Here is a 16,564-nt window from a genome sequence, read left to right on the forward strand (position 1 = left end):
CGAACACGGCGCCGGCGGCGACAGCCATTCAGGTCTGATGGTTTGCATCCAACCCCGTTGCGGGCTTGTCGTCACCGGCATAACAGTTAACCGAAAGCGCGCTTTACGTCGAACGTACCGCCATCGCGCATCAAATAATAGAAACTTCGGGGTCAGGTCTTGAATTTTGAATTTCAACCGTTCGGGTAAATCGCGGATAGCCCCAAAGGCAATGGCAGAGCAGGGTGTTATTGCGCCTTTGGACATAAACGAGGGGAATCACTTGATCAGAAGTATTCGAGAGCGTCTGTTTTGGTCGCCGCTGTTGCTTTGCTTCCTCTTTGCGGGCTGCGATGGCAGTGCTCCCGGTTCGACATCTGCTGCACAACCTGAATCCGCTGCTTCACAAGCTGAGGGTGGCCCACCGATCGAGTCGCCTGCACTGCCGAGTCCACCAGTGGATAGCGCGCCGAGCGAGATCCTTGAATACCGACGCAAGCAACGCCCAAAGTACTCGGTTCAGGCGGTGCGTGAGCGAATGGAAGGCAAGGTGATCCTGAAAGTCCTGGTTGGCCCAGACGGCAACCCCGAGGAAATCCTTCTGGAAAAATCGAGCGGATATGAAGACCTCGATCGTTCAGCAATCACGGCCGTCAAAACATGGGCTTTCAACCCCGGCATGAAAAACGGAAGCGCAATTCGCGGATATGTTTTAGTGCCCGTCGAGTTCAATCTCGGCCCGTAGCAAGCGTAGCAACGACATCCACACAACCGGGGCGCCCTGGACCACCCCTGATTTCCCGGACACCACAATGCGAGCAAGCACGGGGGAGGTCCATATTTGTAGCATTCGTCGGTCGAAGGATCACGGAATTGTGGCTGTCCCGATCCTGGCCTTGCCCGATCTTGTCGCAATGTACGGAAGAAGCGGATCGACTTATCGTGTCCGCTTCCTGTTTCGCATCGGATTGCAGGGTTCTCCAACCACTCGATTAGTCGCTGGAGCGACTGCTTACGTAGATCTCGCCATCACGGCCGAAATGAAGGCGCGTGCCATCACCGGATAGCGATGCGCGTGTTTCGTTGCCGGCGGTATTGATGTTTGGCCCTGCATTGACCGGTGCCGACCATGGATGAAACACGGATCGCCGAGTGGAGATGTAAACGTCCTGGCCTCCATAGCCTCCCGGGCGATTCGAACTGAAGACGATCTCGCGACCATCCCGGCGAACATTGGGCATGCGATCGTCAAATTCGGTATTCAGACGGTCAACTCGATTGGCCGGGCCAAATTCGCCATTCCAGCGCACGCTGCTGTAGTAGATATCCATATTGCCGTTGTAGCCGTTGCTCGAGAAGTACAGTTGCGCGCCGAGCCAGGTGGTTAGCCACGACGGGCTGTATTCCGTCCCTGTTGTATTCGGCCCTTCGCCGTCCTCGGCACAACCCAGGTGCTCCGGTTCGCCCCAACCCTTGTCTGGATCGATATGGACAAGGTACATGTCGCCACTGCCCGGGCCGGCAGCGCAGGTTTCAGGCCCGCTCCGCTCGGAAACGAAGAACAGCCACTGGTCGTTGATTGGCGTTGGGCAGAAATCGGCCGTTACACCGTTGACCGGTGCACCCAGATTTTGTGGGGTGCTCCAGGCAGTCACCTTGCTCATGCGATGGGAAACCCAGATGTCGTTGGCACCGAGCGTTCCGGCCCGGTTTGACGCGATGAAGAGGCGCATACCGTCCGGGGATTCGATGGGACAGCCATCGCCCGCAGCCGGATCATTGATGTCTTGCTCCGCTACTGCGACTCCCCAGGCGGAAAAATTGCCGAGGGCGATCTCGTCGCTCGGTGCGTTCTGCGCGTTCTGAATGGGCGCGGCGGTTGATGGGCCAACCGCGCCCAGCATTGAAACGGTCGAAATAATGAAAGCCAGGGGCCGGATTCCCGATTTGCCGTTCATGATGTCCTCCTGATGGATGAATGTCCGGGAATCCACGATGCCGAGACCACTGCGATTGGCATCGCCTTCCCGTTGTGTTCGCCGCTTCGGGCCCGTCAATCCTCTTGTGCCGATGCATGCGAGCTGTTCAGGCTGGAGAGGAGGGATCGGAAGTGGCGCCAACCACGCTAGCCCAATGAACGAGCGCAACGACTATCGATTGGTGACATTTCGGCGATCAGGATGCAAAATTTTTGCTATGGATTTGCCTGCAGCGGCACAAAGTCGCCTGGATCGGCGCTTGCTTCACCTGCGCTTCGTTCATACTCCGCCAGGCAGGTGGTACCGGACCGCCAGGAATGGCGTCCAATTCGCATAACGGACAGGATTCGCGCATGTCGGCTTCCAATGGGCTGCATGGCTTCAGATTCGGTCAGTTCACGCTGAATGTTTCCAGCGGTGCTCTCTTGCGCGGTGAAGCCGAGCTGAAACTGCGACCCAAATCCTACGAAGTCCTGCGCTATCTTGTGGAGAATCGCGGGCGGCTGATCACCAAGCATGAGCTGCTCGATGCCATCTGGGGCAATGCGATTGTCACCGACGCCTCGATCACCCAGTGCCTGGTCGATATCCGGCGCGCACTCGATGATCACGAGCAGAAGATTGTTCGCACGGTTTCGCGGCGGGGATATATCTTTGATGTCGCGGTTGACGAGCTTCGTGAGCAGACTTTCGGGTCAGAGCCGGCGGAAAGCGGCGATGAGAGATTCCGAGCGCTGGATGGGGCCGGCCCGCGTCAGGAACGACGTGCCGGTGACAAGGCGCGCGACCGGAATCAGAAAGGAGTGCCTGGTCGAGCGCGTTGGGGCCTGATCGTGACGTTCGGCGCCGCGGTCGTCCTCGCCGCAGCGATCTTGTGGCGGCAATCGTCGACGCCGGATTTGTCGAGAGCGTCCGGCATCGCCGTGCTGCCACTGGTGAACGCGAGCGGCGACCCCGAACAGCAATTCTTCGCCGACGGCGTTTCGGAAAACCTTATCGAAGCGCTATCGAAATTCGAGGGGTTGCACGTGATCGGTCGCATCTCCTCGTTTCAATTCCGCGACTCCAGGGATGGCAGCGGCGCCATCGGCGCCAGGCTGGGCGTCGCCTATCTGGTCAGCGGCAGTGTGCAGCGTGCCGGCGATACCGTGCGCATCCGCACCGAACTGGTCTCCACGGCAGACGGCCGCACGATGTGGACGGGCCGTTACGACCGACCCTACAAGGATCTGTTCGCCCTGCAGGACGAAATCACGATGGCGATCAGCAACGCCCTGCACGTGAAACTGCTTTCGACACAACAAGCCTCGATCCAGGACGACCGCCCCCCGAGCGGCAGCATCGACGCCTACAACGCCTATCTGCAGGGCTTGAAGCTTTGGCACGAACTGGATTTCCCCGGGGCAGCCGAGTACATGACCAGGGCCGTGCAACTCGATCCGGGCTATGCGGTGGCATGGGCGCACCTGTCGGGATCGTGGAGTACCGTCGCCGCGTTCTGGAACGAGTCCCCTGCAGTCGTCCGCGAACACATGCACAAGGCGCGCCTCGCGGCGGACAAGGCGCTGCAACTGGCGCCCGGACTGGGCCCGGCCCACGCCGCGAACGCCTTCCTGCAGTTCTACAGTTTCGATCACCGCGGCGCCCTGGTCGAGTGCCACCGCGCCTTGCAGCTGGCGCCGCGCGATAGCATGGTCCTCAATGGCTGCGGATATACGCTGGCCGGTATTGGAAGACTGGGGGAGGCGATCCAGCTCAGGGAGCGCCTCCTTTCGATCGAACCGTTGTACCCCGTCAACTATTTCCACTACGCGAAATTGCTGGCGGCGACCGGGCGGCTCGACGAGGCGGAGAAGTATCTGCGCACCAGCGAGGAATTGTCCGGGCCGCACCCGTTGGATCACCTGAAACTCGCCGCGTTGCGTGACGATGCAAACGCCGCGCTGGAGATTGCCAGGCAGGCGTCGCCGCATGACCGCGTGTACATGACGCTGGCGGCGCAGATCGGGCCGGATCGCGAGATGGCCGACAAATGGCTGGATGACATGCTCGCCGACACCACATGGGTCGAGCAGATGCGTGGCAGCGACGGCAACGACAACCGTTACAAGGTTGCCCAGATCTATGCGCTCCGCGGCGATGCCGGCCATGCGCTGGAATGGCTGGAGCGTGCCGTGGCGGGGAACCCCTCCCGCGCACTTTTCCTGCTTGATGACCCTTTCCTCCTGCGTTTCCGCGATGATCCGCAGTTCATCGCCTTCTGCAGGAAACTGGGATTGCCACCGCCTAGCGAAAGCGAAGCACTGAGCATCGACCAGATCCGCACCGCAGCCCTCGGCAAGACCGCAGGAAAGGATATGAAGAAGGTTCGGGGTCTGGCATTACAGCATTGAAAATCCGCGGTCAGGCGGGGCCATTCCTGATTTTTCGGACACCACAGGAAGGGGCAATCCGGCATTGCCTTCTTGTGCGCTGGGCTGTTTTTCCGGCCAGGTCTGGAGGCTGGCCGACTTCGCGTACAGGCTGATTGATCCGGAGCCGCTTGAGGTGCGTCGAAGGTGGAATGGCGGGGCGCACAAACGCTCGATATTCCGTTGTCTGCAGGTTGTTGCTGACAGAACGGGCAGGAGATTGGCGGAATGGTGGCTGTCCCGATCTTGCCGATCTTGTGCCGTGATGACCCTGATTCGCCGATCCCGATCACACAGGCTCGAGCGGCAACTCGCGCGTATCGGCGAGCGGTCGACGGGTCGGCAAGGCGTCGGCCAGATGGCGCAAGGCCTGCTGTGCGTCGGCGCGATAGGAGGTCAGCTTGCCGCCATATACGCCAAGTACGCGGGGTTGCCGCCGCCGGTCGGTGACAAACAGGATTTCCCGCGATTGACCAAACGCGCCGCCCGGACCTGCGGGCAACACGCGTACGCCGGCAAAGCTGCTTTGAATGCTCGCCCGGGTCTGCGGAAAATAGTGCTGCACCACGTCAAGCAGATACTGCTGCTCGCCAGGTTGCGGCTCAACCCGCGCGGGATCGTCGCCGGTGAACACGGTCTCCGTGGTGCCGACCAGGGTGGTCTGATCGTGCCAGGGCATGATGAAGATGGCGCGACCATCCTGTGGCGCTTCGACGTAAAAGATGCTGTCCGAGACGGCCTCATCCAGAATGAGGTGGGTGCCTTGCACCAGATCGATTGCGGGTCGCGGTTGCGCTGGCGAAATAGCGGCAGCCACCTGATCAACCCAGGGGCCGGCGGCATTGACCAGAACACTGGCTCGCACGGTGTGCTCGGTATCGTTGCAGGTAAATGTGACCTCGCAGCCATCCGCGTGCAGGGTCGCCTGTACAAAGGTGGCCGGCATGCGCAGCTCCGCGCCGAGACGCGTGGCCGAGGCCATGACGGCGCGCACCAGCGCCGCATCGTCGGTCTGCGCATCGGCATACTGGAACACCGCTTGCAGGCCTTCGCCGGCGAGGCCGTTGAGCGTATTCCAGCGATCGCGCGGCAGCGCCTGAAAGCGCGCGTGCGCGCGCAGCCCGCCAAGCAAGGCATACAGACTCAGCCCCAAACGCACCTGCCAGGGTCGGCGGCGGGTGTGCGCGTAGACCGGGATATAAAACGGCGTCAGATGCACCAGTCGTGGCGCGAGGCGCAGAAGCAATTCCCGCTCGCGCAGGCATTCGCGTACCAGCTTGAGATCGAATTGCTCCAGATAGCGCAGGCCGCCATGAATCAGCTTGCTCGAACGGCTGGAGGTGCCTGCGGCGATGGATTGCTTTTCCAGCACCAGCACGCGCTGGCCTCCCGCGGCCGCCGCCTGGGCGATGCCGACACCATGGATTCCGGCGCCAACGATCACCAGGTCGTAGCGCTCGCTCATGTCTGGATAAATTCCGCTGCTTGCAGCAGGCCGCCGATGTCATTGGTTTCCACCAGCGTCGCGCCGTGACGTGCCAGCTCCATGGCGCGCCGCGCATCCTCGGTGTGATAGGGCACCCACTGCCAGGGGCCTGGCAGGGCCGCGTGGATGTCGGCGAAGACACGCTCATCGGTAAACAGGTAATCCGGATTCAGCGCCTTGGCCAGGCGACGAATTTCATCAGTGACACTTTCCACGGCCCAGCCGATGGTTGGCGCGCCCAGGTTGCGCGCGTGCACAAGGCAATCATGATCGAATGAAATCACGCTGCATTGCCCCGGCGCGACGCGGAGCTCATCCATGACCCTGCCAACCACGGCCGCCGTGCCGTGATGGAGCAGGCTCTCGCGCTTGATTTCCACAAAGAGCGTGACGTGGGACTGGCTTTCAAGCCAGGCAATCAGCGCGTCAAGCCTCGGCAGTCTGGCCCCGGCATGCTGTTCGCCGAAACGCTGGCGCTCGCCGATGCTGACCACATCGAGTTCGGTCGCACGCATATGCGTAATGTCGCGATCCAGATTGGCGGTGCGTTTCAGCGAAACATCATGACAAACGAATGGCACGCCATCGGCGCTGACCTGCACGTCGCATTCAAGCCAGCACGCACCGGCGCTGACGGCGGCGGCGAAGCCTTCGAGGAAATTTTCAGGAAAGCGCACCGGCCATCCGCGATGACCGACCAGCTCCGGGAGAGTCTGCACGCCCATGGATGTTCCACGATTCCTGTAGTTTTTTTCATCTTATCAGCATGTGGCTAATCCACCTGCTCGGGCGTCCCGTGGACGGCTTGCAGGCCGATTCGGACGAGGAAGGGCGGGGGCTTTCACCAATGATGGTCAGGGGCATCGCCACAACCGCCGCGTGTTCTTGCTGGCTCACGCAAACCAGTCGGCAGAATTTCCGAGATGCTTCGATATCGAGCCATGTCGTGCCGGTTCCATTTGATTCTGCGCCACCGGTTGTGATTGACTGATGAGTTCTGGGCGCAAGCCCACAAGTTTTGCAAAGCGGGGTTTTATGGCGAGTGGTGTCTGGATCAGTTTGGGTCTCTATTTCGCGTTGATGATTGCCATCGGCTTCTACGCCTACCGCAATTCAACCGCGTCTTCCGAAGAATATATCCTCGGCGGACGCAAGCTTTCACCGGCCGTCGCGGCATTGTCTGCCGGCGCATCCGACATGAGCGGCTGGCTGCTGCTGGGTTTGCCCGGAGCGCTGTTCATCACCGGTCTGGCCTCGGCCTGGATCGGTATCGGCCTGACCCTCGGCGCACTGGTGAACTGGATCGTGGTTGCACCGCGCCTGCGCGAGCAGACCGAGCGCTACGACAACAGCCTGACCATTCCACAATTTCTCGCCAACCGGTTTCCCAGCAGGGCCATGGCGCTGCGCATCGTCTCGGCGGTGATCATCGTGGTGTTCTTTTCCGTGTACACGGCGTCGGGCCTGGTGGCTGGCGGCAAACTCGCCGAAAGTGCGTTCAGTACGGTATTCCAGTCCAGTCCGATGAGTACCTATGCGACGGGTGTGTCGCTGACGCTTGCGGTGGTGCTTGTGTACACGGTGGTCGGCGGCTTTCTTGCCGTCAGCCTTACCGATTTCTGCCAGGGCGTGATCATGATGGTGGCATTGATCATCATGCCCGTGGTGGTGCTTTACGGAGCGGGTGGTGGCGGCGTGGCGCAGGCGTCGGAAACGCTTGCGACGCTGGATCCGAACTACCTGTCATGGTTTTCCGGGCTGACCGTGGTCGGCTTTCTGTCGGCCATGGCGTGGGGCCTGGGCTACTTCGGACAGCCACACATCATCGTGCGCTTCATGGCCATTCGCTCGCTCGGGGAAGTACCCAGGGCGCGCAACATCGGCATGTCGTGGATGGTTATTTCCGTGGTCGGCGCGGTCAGCCTGGGTGTGTTCGGGCGTGCTTATGCGCTGCGCAACGGGATTGAGGTTGCCGATCCCGAGACGATCTTCATCGTCCTCGCCGACATGCTGTTCCACCCGCTGGTCACCGGCTTCCTGTTTGCCGCGCTGCTGGCGGCGGTGATGAGTACCATTTCCAGTCAGTTGCTGGTTGCTTCATCGTCGCTGACCGAAGATTTCTATCGATTGTTTCTGCGCAAGGAGGCCGGTGAAAAGGAAGCGGTTCTGGTCAGTCGCGCAAGCGTGTTGCTGGTCGGCATCGTTGCCGCCGTCATCGCGTGGGACCCCAACTCCAAGGTGCTCGGACTGGTCAGCCACGCGTGGGCGGGTTTCGGTGCCGCGTTCGGCCCGCTGATCGTGCTGGGTCTGACCTGGCGACGCATGACCGGTACCGGAGCGGTCGCTGGTCTGGTCGTGGGTGCGCTGACCGTGATGGCCTGGATCGCCTTGGGCTGGAACGAGAGTTTCATGGGTGGATCCGGCGTTTACGAAATCATCCCGGGTTTCGCCGCCGCGTGGATCGCCATCTATTTCGTCAGTCTGGCCAGCGCCGGCCAGATCGAGTATCGGCCGGCCCCCGTGCAGTAGGCAGCTTTTCATTGGCGGCGTCACGCGTCAGGCACTGGCCAGTCCCGGCAGTACCTGGCTGGCAATCGCGAAGTAGATAAAGATGCCGCTGGCGTCGGCAATGGTGGTGATCAGCGGCGAGCTGGCTGCGGCCGGGTCTGCCTTGAAGTGACTGAGCAGAAACGGCAACGACATGCCAATGAGACTACCGACGATGACCACGATCTGCATCGTCAAGGCCACCACCAATGCGATCGTCGGCCCGGCGCGCACCACGCCAAGGGCACTCACCGCAATGGCCATGGTCAGGCCGAGCAGGGCTGCAACCAGCAGTTCGCGACCGAGCATGCTGGCCCAGTCACGCATGTGCACATCACCCGTGGCCAACGCGCGCACCATCAGTGTGGCGGACTGCGAGCCGGCATTGCCGCCGCTGTCTATCAGCAGCGGCAGGAAAAATACCAGGGCCACGTTGGCGGCGATCAATTCTTCAAAGTGGGCGATGCCGGCGCCGGAGAAAATATTGGCAAACACCAGCAGGACCAGCCAGAACACGCGCTTGCGATACAGCAAACCAATCGTCGCGTCCTTCATGCGCAACGGCCACGCGCCAAGCGAGCCGCCTGATTTCTGGAAGTCCTCGGTCACCTCGTCTTCCATGACATCCATCGCATCGTCGGCGGTGACGATGCCGACCATCTGACGTTGCCGATCGATGACGGGCAGGGCGATGAAATCGTAACGCGCAATCTTTTCCGCCGCGAGGCTCTGCTCATCGTCGACAAACGCGGTGACGGGATTGGACTTCATCATCTCGCCCACTCGGGTCGTCGCTGGCATCAGGATCAGACGGCGCAGTGTGGTCACGCCAACCAGACGGCGCTGTTCGTCGATCACATACGCGTTGTAGATCGTTTCACTGTCAGGCGCGACGCGACGCAGCTCATCGATTGCCTCGGCGACGGTGAGCTCCGGGGTCAGCGTCGCGTACTGCGAATTCATGATTGCGCCAACGCTGCCCTTCTCGTAGCTGGCCAATTTGCGGATGTCCTCGCGCTGGGCCTGGGCCAGCGCCGGCAGGATCGCTTCGCGGCCTGCGGGCAAGGTGTTGAACAGGTCAGCACGTTCGTCGGAGGACATGCGTTCCAGTAGCGAGATGACAGCCGCTCGCGACATGCCCGCGACCAACTGGGTCTGCCGCCCCAGCGGCAAGTAGCCGAAGATGCTGGCCTGCTCGTCGACCGGGATCAGCAGCAACGCTGCCGCCAGTTGCGCCGGCTGCAGGCGGTCCAGCGCATCGGCGATATCGACGGCCAGACCTTCCGCGAACCAATTGGTCAGGGTGGCGGAATCGCCGCGTTCAAGGCAGCTCGCAATGATTTCGGCGGCAAGGTCGGCATCAAAGTGCTCGTCATCGTACGCATCGCGTGGCGATGGGGTCAGATTGGATGGTGTCGTGGTCACAAAATTCATTCCTGTTGGGGCCATGGCGGAGGCCATGGAAGGCAATCTTCAAGCACGCCGGAAATCAACACGGCGTTGCTACAGTTTACGGGTCGAACCAGGAGGACGCCGATGTCTTGCCGGAGGTCGAATCACTCGACCCTGTTCAACACAATGAGCTTGGCGTCATGGCGAGGTCTGCGCGCGGAATGGGGCGAGCGTGCGATGCGCCGCACACTTACCACTGCAGCATGATTTTCCCGATGTGCTCGCTGCTTTCCATCAACCTGTGGGCCCTGGCGGCCTCGCGTGCCGGAAACACCTGATGGATCACCGGCCTGACCTTGCCGGATTCCAGTAGCGGCCATACGTGCTGGTGCAGTTGCCTGGCCAGCGCCGCCTTGAACGCAATGGAACGTGCGCGCAACGTGGAGCCGGTGAGGGTCAGTCGACGCAGCATGATCAGCATGGCATCGATGTCGGCATGCCTGCCACCGAGAACGGCGATAAACACCAGTCGACCTTCTTCGGCGAGCAGGCCAAGCTCGCGGGCTACGTAGTCGCCGGCGACCATGTCCAGAATCACATCCACGCCGCGGCCATTGGTGTGCCGTTTCACTTCCTCGACGAAATCCTGCTCGCGATAGTTGATTGCGTGGGCGCCGAGCTTTTCGCAGGCAGCACATTTCTCGGCATTGCCGGCGGTGGCAAATACCGGATGGCCAAATGCATGAGCAAGCTGGATGGCGGTGACGCCAATACCGCTGGAGCCACCTTGCACGAGCAGCGATTCCTTCGTGCCATCAGGCGTGGTTCCGAGACGGCCGCGGTCGAACACGTTGCTCCATACCGTGAAAAAGTTTTCCGGCAGCGCCGCTGCTTCAACGAGGGAAAGCCCGCAGGGAACCGGCAGGCATTGCGCCAGCGGTGCCACAACGTACTCGGCATAGCCGCCTCCGGCGAGCAGGGCGCAGACGGCATCGCCGCGCTTGAGATCGAACGGGTTGTCGACACCGAAATCACCGTCGATCAGTTCACCGGCCACTTCCAGTCCGGGCAGATCGGAAGCACCCGGCGGCGGCGCGTAATGGCCCTGGCGTTGAGACACATCCGGACGATTGACACCGGAGGCCGCAACCTTGATCAGCACTTCGCCCGGCCCGGGGCGCGGGATGGCGCGCTCGGTCGGTTGCAGCACGTTCGCGTCGCCAGGGCGGATGATTTCAATGGCGTGCATGGTGGCCATGGGGACTCCGTTTGCTTGAGGCTCCCGGGTATCAGCTCCCGGCCACCGGTATCGCGGCTGCATGATCCGGATCCTCGAACCGCGCGATGACCATCGAACCAGCCAGATCGCCGGTCACGTTGATCGTCGTGCGCAGCGCATCGAGCAGGCGATCGACGCCGAGAATGATGCCGATACCTTCGGCGGGAATGCCGAACATGGTCATGATCATGGCGATGACCGGCAGTGAACCTCCCGGCACACCGGCTGCGCCGATGGATCCGAATACACACAGGAACAAGATCATGATCTGCTGACTGAATGCGAGTTCCACACCGAAGAACTGGGCCAGAAACAATACGGTGACGCCTTCGAACAGCGCCGTGCCATTCATGTTGGCGGTAGCACCCAGGGTGCACACGAAGCGTCCCACGTAATGCGGAATGCCGAGGTTCTCCTCGGCAACCATCAGCGTCGTCGGCAGCGTGGCGCTGCTCGATGACGTCGACAGCGCGGTCAGGATCGCTGGTCGCGCGGCCTTGAAAAAGGCGAGCGGGCTGGTCTTGCCGAGAAACTTGAGCAGCAACGGAAACACGATGAACATGTGGATCGCGAGTCCCCCTGCGACAACCAGCACGTAGCTCCCGAGTTGCGCGAGTACGTCATAGCCGAGGCGTGCCGTGAGGGTGAACAGCAGCGCTGCGACCGCCCACGGCGCCAGCTTGATGATCCAGTCGATGAGCAGGATGCTGATGTCGTACAAGCCCTGCACCATGCCGAGGAAGGTGCGCGTGCCATCTGTGCGCAGCACCACGATCGCAATGCCGACCAGCAGGCCAAAGAACATCACGCCGATCAAGTCACCTTGCACGGCTGAACGCAATGGATTGTCCGGGACGATGTGCACGATCATGTCGACGCCGCTGATATTCGCGGCGCTCTCGAGTTTGGTACCGACAACCTCCGCGTGCTCGACTTGCATCTGCGCCGCGACTTCCGGCGACAGGCCGCGACCTGGCTGGAACGTGGTGACCATCAGATAGCCGATCGAAACGGCGATGCCGGTGACCAGGACGATCCACAGCAGAGTGCGTTTGCCGATGCGCCCGAGTGTGCGGATATCGCCGATTTCACTCACCCCAAGCACCAGCGCGGAAAACACCAGCGGCACCACGAGCATGAACAGCAAACGCAGGAAAATCTGACCTGCCGGCTCGCTGACGTAATGGATGAAAGTTTCCAGCCATGCCGAATCGGCGGCGAATAGATTGGCAAGAATGCCGCCGACCAGACCCACGACAAACCCGATCAGCATGCGCGTATGCAGCGGCATGGTTATCTCCCTGAAGTGATGATGGTGACACACGTCCGCTTGAACATCAGGTCCAGCGCGCGCGTCTCGGGCTGGCCATGGTAGCGCCATCGCCGGTCAAGCGGGAGTCGTGATTTCGACCGGCATGCGTGTTAGCCACCGCTTGCGGATGATTGCGTGGGGCTGCATCGACTGTGCGGATTTCCCGGCCTTGCCGACCTGATACCCTGAGCTCATCGCAGCAATCGACGAGACGAAGATCATGGGACTTTTGGTGGATGGGCAATGGCGGGACGAGTGGTACGACACCAAGGATAGCGGTGGCCGGTTCGAACGTTCCAAGAGCCAGTTCCGCAACTGGATTACCGCCGACGGCAAGGCGGGGCCGAGTGGCAAGGATGGCTTCAAGGCGGAAAGCGGTCGTTATCACTTGTATGTGTCCTACGCCTGTCCATGGGCGCACCGGACCCTGCTGATGCGCGCATGGAAAGGCCTGGAGCAACACATTGGCGTATCCGTGGTGCACCCGCTGATGCTCGAGAATGGCTGGGAGCTGCGCACGGATTTCGACGCCGCTACCGGTGATCTGCTTTACGGACTCGACAAGGTCTACCAGCTCTACCTGAAGGCCGACCCGCGCTACAGCGGACGCGTGACCGTGCCAACGCTGTGGGACAAGCAAGGCGAGACCATCGTCAACAATGAATCTTCCGAGATCATCCGCATGTTGAACACGGCGTTCAACGAGGTGGGCGCGCGTCCCGGAAATTACTGCCCGGACGATTTGCTCGCAGGAATCGACGCCATCAACGAAACGATCTACGAGAACGTCAACAACGGCGTCTACCGGGCCGGTTTCTGCACCACCCAGGTCGCCTATGACGAGGCAGCGTCGGCGCTGTTCGAAACACTTGAAGATCTGGAACGGCGACTCGGCGAGAGTCGCTATCTGCTCGGCAACACCCTGACCGAAGCCGATCTGCGTTTGTGGACGACGTTGGTGCGGTTCGATGCTGTGTACGTGACACATTTCAAATGCGACCGGAAACGCATCGCCGACTATCCCAACCTCAATGGTTTGCTGCGCGACATTTACCAGATGCCCGGAGTGGCCGAAACCGTCCACATGGACCACATCCGTCACCATTATTTTCGCAGCCACCCGACGATCAACCCGCATGGGATCGTCTCGCTCGGCCCGGTCTTCGACTTCAGCGCGCCGCATGATCGCGAGCGCCTGGGCAAGCGGGAAATTCGCGGAATCTGATCAGGCCGTCGTTGCGCTGTTTATGGATGCCATCGAATGACGAGCGCGAGTGGAGGCAAACGAGTCTGCCTCCTCCTGACTCAAGACCTGCGCCCGATCCCGCTGACCGCCACCAAACCGGCCAGCACGAACGCCATGCCGATCAGCGCCATGAGTGAAGGCTGCTCGTGCAGGATCAGCCATGCCAGCAAGACACTGACGATCGGCACGCCCAGGCTGGAGACGCTGGCGACCGTGGTCGGCAGTCGCTGCAACACAATCGACCAAAGCCACCAGGCCAGGCTTGAGGCCATCAAGACGCTGTAGGTCAGCCCACCGATAAAGGCGAGCGACCAGTCGATCTCGCGTTCTGGTACGAGCAGCGCAACCACGCCCAGTGCCACGCCACCAATCAGCATTTGCCATGCGGTCAGATTGAGCACCGATGGCGCGTGGCGCTGAAACATGCGTTTGCTCAGCACCGTGCCCGCCGCCCATGCACCACCACCGACGATTGCCAGCGTCGTGCTCAAGGCGCTACCCAGTTCCTTCCACGGTTCGATAATGCAAATCAGACCGATCGCCGCGAGGCCCACGCCCAGCCAATGGCGAGGGGTTGGCCGATCACCCAACAGCAACCACGCCAGCAGCACCGCCCAAAACGGCATCGTGTAGGCGAGCAGGGAAACGTGGCCGGCGCCGCCGTCGATTAGCGCCCACTGCTCCAGCCCCTGGAACGCTGCGGTCTGACATAGCCCGATCAAAGCCGTCAGCGCTAGCGGCGGTGGTCGCAGCGATTGTCGCGACAGCAGCAAGGCCCCGAACAGAACCGCAGCGCCGAGCAGATAACGCAAGGCGGCAAAGTCGAATGGCCCGGCATAGGCCAGCACCTGTTTCATCACCACCCAGCTGTAAGCCCAGATCAGGATGGTGGCGAACAGCGCGAACAGCGCGCCTCGTTGCGGCGAACGGCTTGGCATGGAGGGATTTGTCGAAGGTGGGCTGGCAATTCTAGCGGCTCGCGGAAGATGGCAAGCGGTCGGTGTTGGCCCGGCTTTGCCTGTCACGATCAATCACATGCCGCATGGCGATGCCACGCTGGCAGTGAGTTCGCTCGGCGTCATCTTGCTGCTTGCCGGCAATGCGTTCGCCATTGTGCGCGGCCACTATGCACCTTCGCTTACCTCGCTGACCCTGGTTTCTGCCATCACTCTCGAGCTGTGCGGGCCGCAATCGGGTGGTTGGCTGACGCAGAGCCATTGGAGTCGCATGGAAGTTGTGATGGCAGTGAACGCCATCTTTATCTGACTTCGCTGGTGTCACTCCGGATTCGTTGCACGCGCTTTCGATAGGCGCGCACATTGTCGCCACGTATCCGCGTCTCGCGCGTGCCTTTTATCTCGTTGACTTTCTGATCCGAGCCAGTCACCGGTTTTGCGTCGACGGCAGTTTCGCGTTCGTAGGCGTGCGATTTGTCGGTATTGCGGTAATACCGGTACAACATCCAGTACAACCCGGCTGCGCCAGCCGGGCCGAGTGCGAGCAGCCAGAGTCCACTATCGTCGCTCATCACGAGTTTCCCAGAATCAAGAGTGCAATACCTTCGAGAATGGTTCCGACGGTAAGTGCCGCCGTGAGCAACTTCCACTGTTGCACCGGCACGCTGCCCATGGTCTCGCCGGTGCGACCGTTGACCGCGATGTAGTGGAGCAGGCCACCGTTACTGCCTGGTTGGTGGTAGGAATAGAGCCATACCGGCAGGTACATCGCCACCCAACGCGTGCCGTGCACGTCGAGGCCTTCCTGTTCCCAGCGCACGCCGCGATCGTAGCGACTGACCGATTGCTCGACTTGGGCGCGGGCGATCGACAGCAACTGATCTTCCAGATGCGGACGCAGTTGTTCCACGTCGCGGTCGCGCTTCTCCGAGCTGAAGCCGGCGAGGAAAGAAGCATTCCATTTCACTGCATTCTTGGTGTCGAACGGCAGAATCGTGTTGATGATGTTGTTGGTGTTGGTGCCGATGTCGAGATTGCCGCGTTCGCTGGAAGATTCCAGCGGCAGGTCGTCAACCGTGAAGTCGACGTGCCGGCCCACCTGGTAGACGTCGGCGTCGTAGTAAGTCTTTTTCTTGTCGCCGCTGCCCTGCGTGTAACGGCGCGTTTCGATCTCGCCGTGGCCGGCGACTTCGACGCTCGCCTTGCCATCGACGATCATGTACGGCAGGTAGACGCCGATGACGTTTTCCGGCGTGAACTGTTCCTTGAATTCCTTCAGCGCGAACATTTGCCGCTTGCCGACAAACTGGCGGATGCGTGCAACCGCGTCATCCTTCCTGATGTGGAAGGGCAGCACCGCGTCGGGCACCGCACCGTTGGCCACTTGCTCGTTGACGCCGAAGACGTGGCGACACCAGTGACAGCGAGCGGTCATCGCATTTTCGGTATTGACCGTCACTTCGGCGCCGCAGCCGGTGCATTTGAAGGTCATCAGGGCGGCGGCATCGGCCTCGATGTCCCGCGCACCGGAAGCGATGATCGTGCCTTCGAGCTCATCAAGACCAGCGCCAAGCCCGAACTCCTCCTCAACCCGCTCGCCTTGCCATTCGTTGCGGCAAAAAAGGCAGATCAGCAGGTCGCTGCCAGGCTTCTGGCGGATCTCGGTCGAGCCGCATTTCGGGCAGCGGTTGAGGCCGTCCTTGAGTTCTTCGGCAGCGGTGTCGATGGCGACCGGATCGGGTGCCAGCAACTCATCGCGAATCGGTTCGGGCAGGGTGGCCGGGTCGATCGGGAAGCTGCCCGGTTCCGGCGGCACGTCCTGCGGCGACCCCGGGCCGGTGTATGGCGGCACCGGCGGCGGATTATTGGTTTTCGACATGGTCGTTTGGAAGTTCCGGCTTACAGACCCAGTGCCTTGGCTTTGGCTGCGTCGTAATCAACCTGCGTGATCAGACCGAGATCGAGCATCTCCTTGGC

At 61.2% G+C, this 16,564-nt stretch carries 14 protein-coding genes; 5 read left to right on the forward strand and 9 right to left on the reverse strand.

All coding sequences use genetic code 11. The features are described 5' to 3' along the window. The first annotated feature begins 211 nt into the window (after nt 1-211). Nucleotides 212-724: an energy transducer TonB gene (locus VFN25_RS07830; protein ID WP_325140543.1), complete on the forward strand. Its 513-nt coding sequence runs from the start codon at nt 212-214 to the stop codon at nt 722-724. Nucleotides 725-971: 247 nt separating this feature from the next. Here VFN25_RS07830 and VFN25_RS07835 read toward each other — a convergent pair whose 3' ends face one another. Further along, nucleotides 972-1,937, reverse strand: coding sequence for a hypothetical protein (locus VFN25_RS07835; protein WP_325140544.1), 966 nt, complete (start codon nt 1,935-1,937; stop codon nt 972-974). Nucleotides 1,938-2,443: 506 nt separating this feature from the next. Between VFN25_RS07835 and VFN25_RS07845 the strand changes: the two genes are divergently transcribed. Beyond that, nucleotides 2,444-4,351 (forward strand): winged helix-turn-helix domain-containing tetratricopeptide repeat protein, encoded by a 1,908-nt coding sequence (locus VFN25_RS07845; RefSeq protein ID WP_414648898.1) that lies wholly within the window; start codon nt 2,444-2,446, stop codon nt 4,349-4,351. A gap of 307 nt (nt 4,352-4,658) precedes the next feature. On the opposite strand, the gene VFN25_RS07850 is transcribed toward VFN25_RS07845, so the two are convergent. Further along, nucleotides 4,659-5,834: a glycerol-3-phosphate dehydrogenase/oxidase gene (locus VFN25_RS07850; protein ID WP_325140550.1), complete on the reverse strand. Its 1,176-nt coding sequence runs from the start codon at nt 5,832-5,834 to the stop codon at nt 4,659-4,661. Next, on the reverse strand, nt 5,831-6,580 hold the full coding sequence (locus VFN25_RS07855; RefSeq protein WP_325140552.1) for a glycerophosphodiester phosphodiesterase family protein: 750 nt from the start codon (nt 6,578-6,580) through the stop codon (nt 5,831-5,833). Before VFN25_RS07855 ends, VFN25_RS07850 begins: the two co-directional genes overlap by 4 nt. 310 nt (nt 6,581-6,890) lie before the next feature. Between VFN25_RS07855 and putP the strand changes: the two genes are divergently transcribed. Then, nucleotides 6,891-8,384 carry a sodium/proline symporter PutP gene (putP, locus tag VFN25_RS07860; RefSeq protein WP_325140554.1) on the forward strand — a complete coding sequence of 498 codons (1,494 nt, stop codon included), beginning with the start codon at nt 6,891-6,893 and terminating at the stop codon, nt 8,382-8,384. A 27-nt stretch (nt 8,385-8,411) separates the two neighbouring features. On the opposite strand, the gene mgtE is transcribed toward putP, so the two are convergent. The 3 genes from mgtE to VFN25_RS07875 form a co-directional block, all read right to left on the reverse strand. Beyond that, nucleotides 8,412-9,827, reverse strand: a complete 1,416-nt coding sequence (mgtE, locus tag VFN25_RS07865) for a magnesium transporter (protein ID WP_325140556.1) — start codon at nt 9,825-9,827, stop codon at nt 8,412-8,414. 217 nt (nt 9,828-10,044) lie between these two features. After that, nucleotides 10,045-11,043 carry an NAD(P)H-quinone oxidoreductase gene (locus VFN25_RS07870; RefSeq protein ID WP_325140571.1) on the reverse strand — a complete coding sequence of 333 codons (999 nt, stop codon included), beginning with the start codon at nt 11,041-11,043 and terminating at the stop codon, nt 10,045-10,047. A gap of 40 nt (nt 11,044-11,083) precedes the next feature. Beyond that, nucleotides 11,084-12,364: a dicarboxylate/amino acid:cation symporter gene (locus VFN25_RS07875; protein ID WP_325140559.1), complete on the reverse strand. Its 1,281-nt coding sequence runs from the start codon at nt 12,362-12,364 to the stop codon at nt 11,084-11,086. 241 nt (nt 12,365-12,605) lie between these two features. Here VFN25_RS07875 and VFN25_RS07880 point away from each other — a divergent pair, with 241 nt between their 5' ends. Next, nucleotides 12,606-13,610 (forward strand): glutathione S-transferase family protein, encoded by a 1,005-nt coding sequence (locus VFN25_RS07880; RefSeq protein ID WP_325140561.1) that lies wholly within the window; start codon nt 12,606-12,608, stop codon nt 13,608-13,610. Between the two features lie 80 nt (nt 13,611-13,690). On the opposite strand, the gene VFN25_RS07885 is transcribed toward VFN25_RS07880, so the two are convergent. Then, nucleotides 13,691-14,569: a DMT family transporter gene (locus VFN25_RS07885; RefSeq protein WP_325140563.1), complete on the reverse strand. Its 879-nt coding sequence runs from the start codon at nt 14,567-14,569 to the stop codon at nt 13,691-13,693. Nucleotides 14,570-14,666: 97 nt separating this feature from the next. Here VFN25_RS07885 and VFN25_RS07890 point away from each other — a divergent pair, with 97 nt between their 5' ends. Beyond that, entirely contained in the window at nt 14,667-14,897 is a 231-nt protein-coding gene (locus VFN25_RS07890; protein WP_325140566.1) for a hypothetical protein, read from the forward strand. On the opposite strand, the gene VFN25_RS07895 is transcribed toward VFN25_RS07890, so the two are convergent. Continuing rightward, complete coding sequence (locus VFN25_RS07895; RefSeq protein ID WP_325140568.1) at nt 14,890-15,159, reverse strand: hypothetical protein; 270 nt, start codon at nt 15,157-15,159, stop codon at nt 14,890-14,892. The genes VFN25_RS07890 and VFN25_RS07895 overlap by 8 nt on opposite strands. Then, on the reverse strand, nt 15,159-16,466 hold the full coding sequence (locus tag VFN25_RS07900; protein WP_325140569.1) for a TFIIB-type zinc ribbon-containing protein: 1,308 nt from the start codon (nt 16,464-16,466) through the stop codon (nt 15,159-15,161). The genes VFN25_RS07895 and VFN25_RS07900 overlap by 1 nt, the downstream gene beginning before the upstream one ends. Nucleotides 16,467-16,564 lie beyond the last annotated feature (98 nt).

It is taken from the genome of Dokdonella sp. (genome assembly GCF_035703485.1).
GTDB lineage: Bacteria > Pseudomonadota > Gammaproteobacteria > Xanthomonadales > Rhodanobacteraceae > Dokdonella.

Coding starts and splice junctions, on each gene's coding strand:
- VFN25_RS07830 (WP_325140543.1), top strand. CDS start 212: ATGGCAGAGCAGGGTGTTATTGCGCCTTTGGACATAAACGAGGGGAAT.
- VFN25_RS07835 (WP_325140544.1), bottom strand. CDS start 1,937: ATGAACGGCAAATCGGGAATCCGGCCCCTGGCTTTCATTATTTCGACC.
- VFN25_RS07850 (WP_325140550.1), bottom strand. CDS start 5,834: ATGAGCGAGCGCTACGACCTGGTGATCGTTGGCGCCGGAATCCATGGT.
- VFN25_RS07855 (WP_325140552.1), bottom strand. CDS start 6,580: ATGGGCGTGCAGACTCTCCCGGAGCTGGTCGGTCATCGCGGATGGCCG.
- putP (WP_325140554.1), top strand. CDS start 6,891: ATGGCGAGTGGTGTCTGGATCAGTTTGGGTCTCTATTTCGCGTTGATG.
- VFN25_RS07870 (WP_325140571.1), bottom strand. CDS start 11,043: ATGCACGCCATTGAAATCATCCGCCCTGGCGACGCGAACGTGCTGCAA.
- VFN25_RS07875 (WP_325140559.1), bottom strand. CDS start 12,364: ATGCCGCTGCATACGCGCATGCTGATCGGGTTTGTCGTGGGTCTGGTC.
- VFN25_RS07880 (WP_325140561.1), top strand. CDS start 12,606: ATGGGACTTTTGGTGGATGGGCAATGGCGGGACGAGTGGTACGACACC.
- VFN25_RS07885 (WP_325140563.1), bottom strand. CDS start 14,569: ATGCCAAGCCGTTCGCCGCAACGAGGCGCGCTGTTCGCGCTGTTCGCC.
- VFN25_RS07890 (WP_325140566.1), top strand. CDS start 14,667: ATGCCGCATGGCGATGCCACGCTGGCAGTGAGTTCGCTCGGCGTCATC.
- VFN25_RS07895 (WP_325140568.1), bottom strand. CDS start 15,159: ATGAGCGACGATAGTGGACTCTGGCTGCTCGCACTCGGCCCGGCTGGC.
- VFN25_RS07900 (WP_325140569.1), bottom strand. CDS start 16,466: ATGTCGAAAACCAATAATCCGCCGCCGGTGCCGCCATACACCGGCCCG.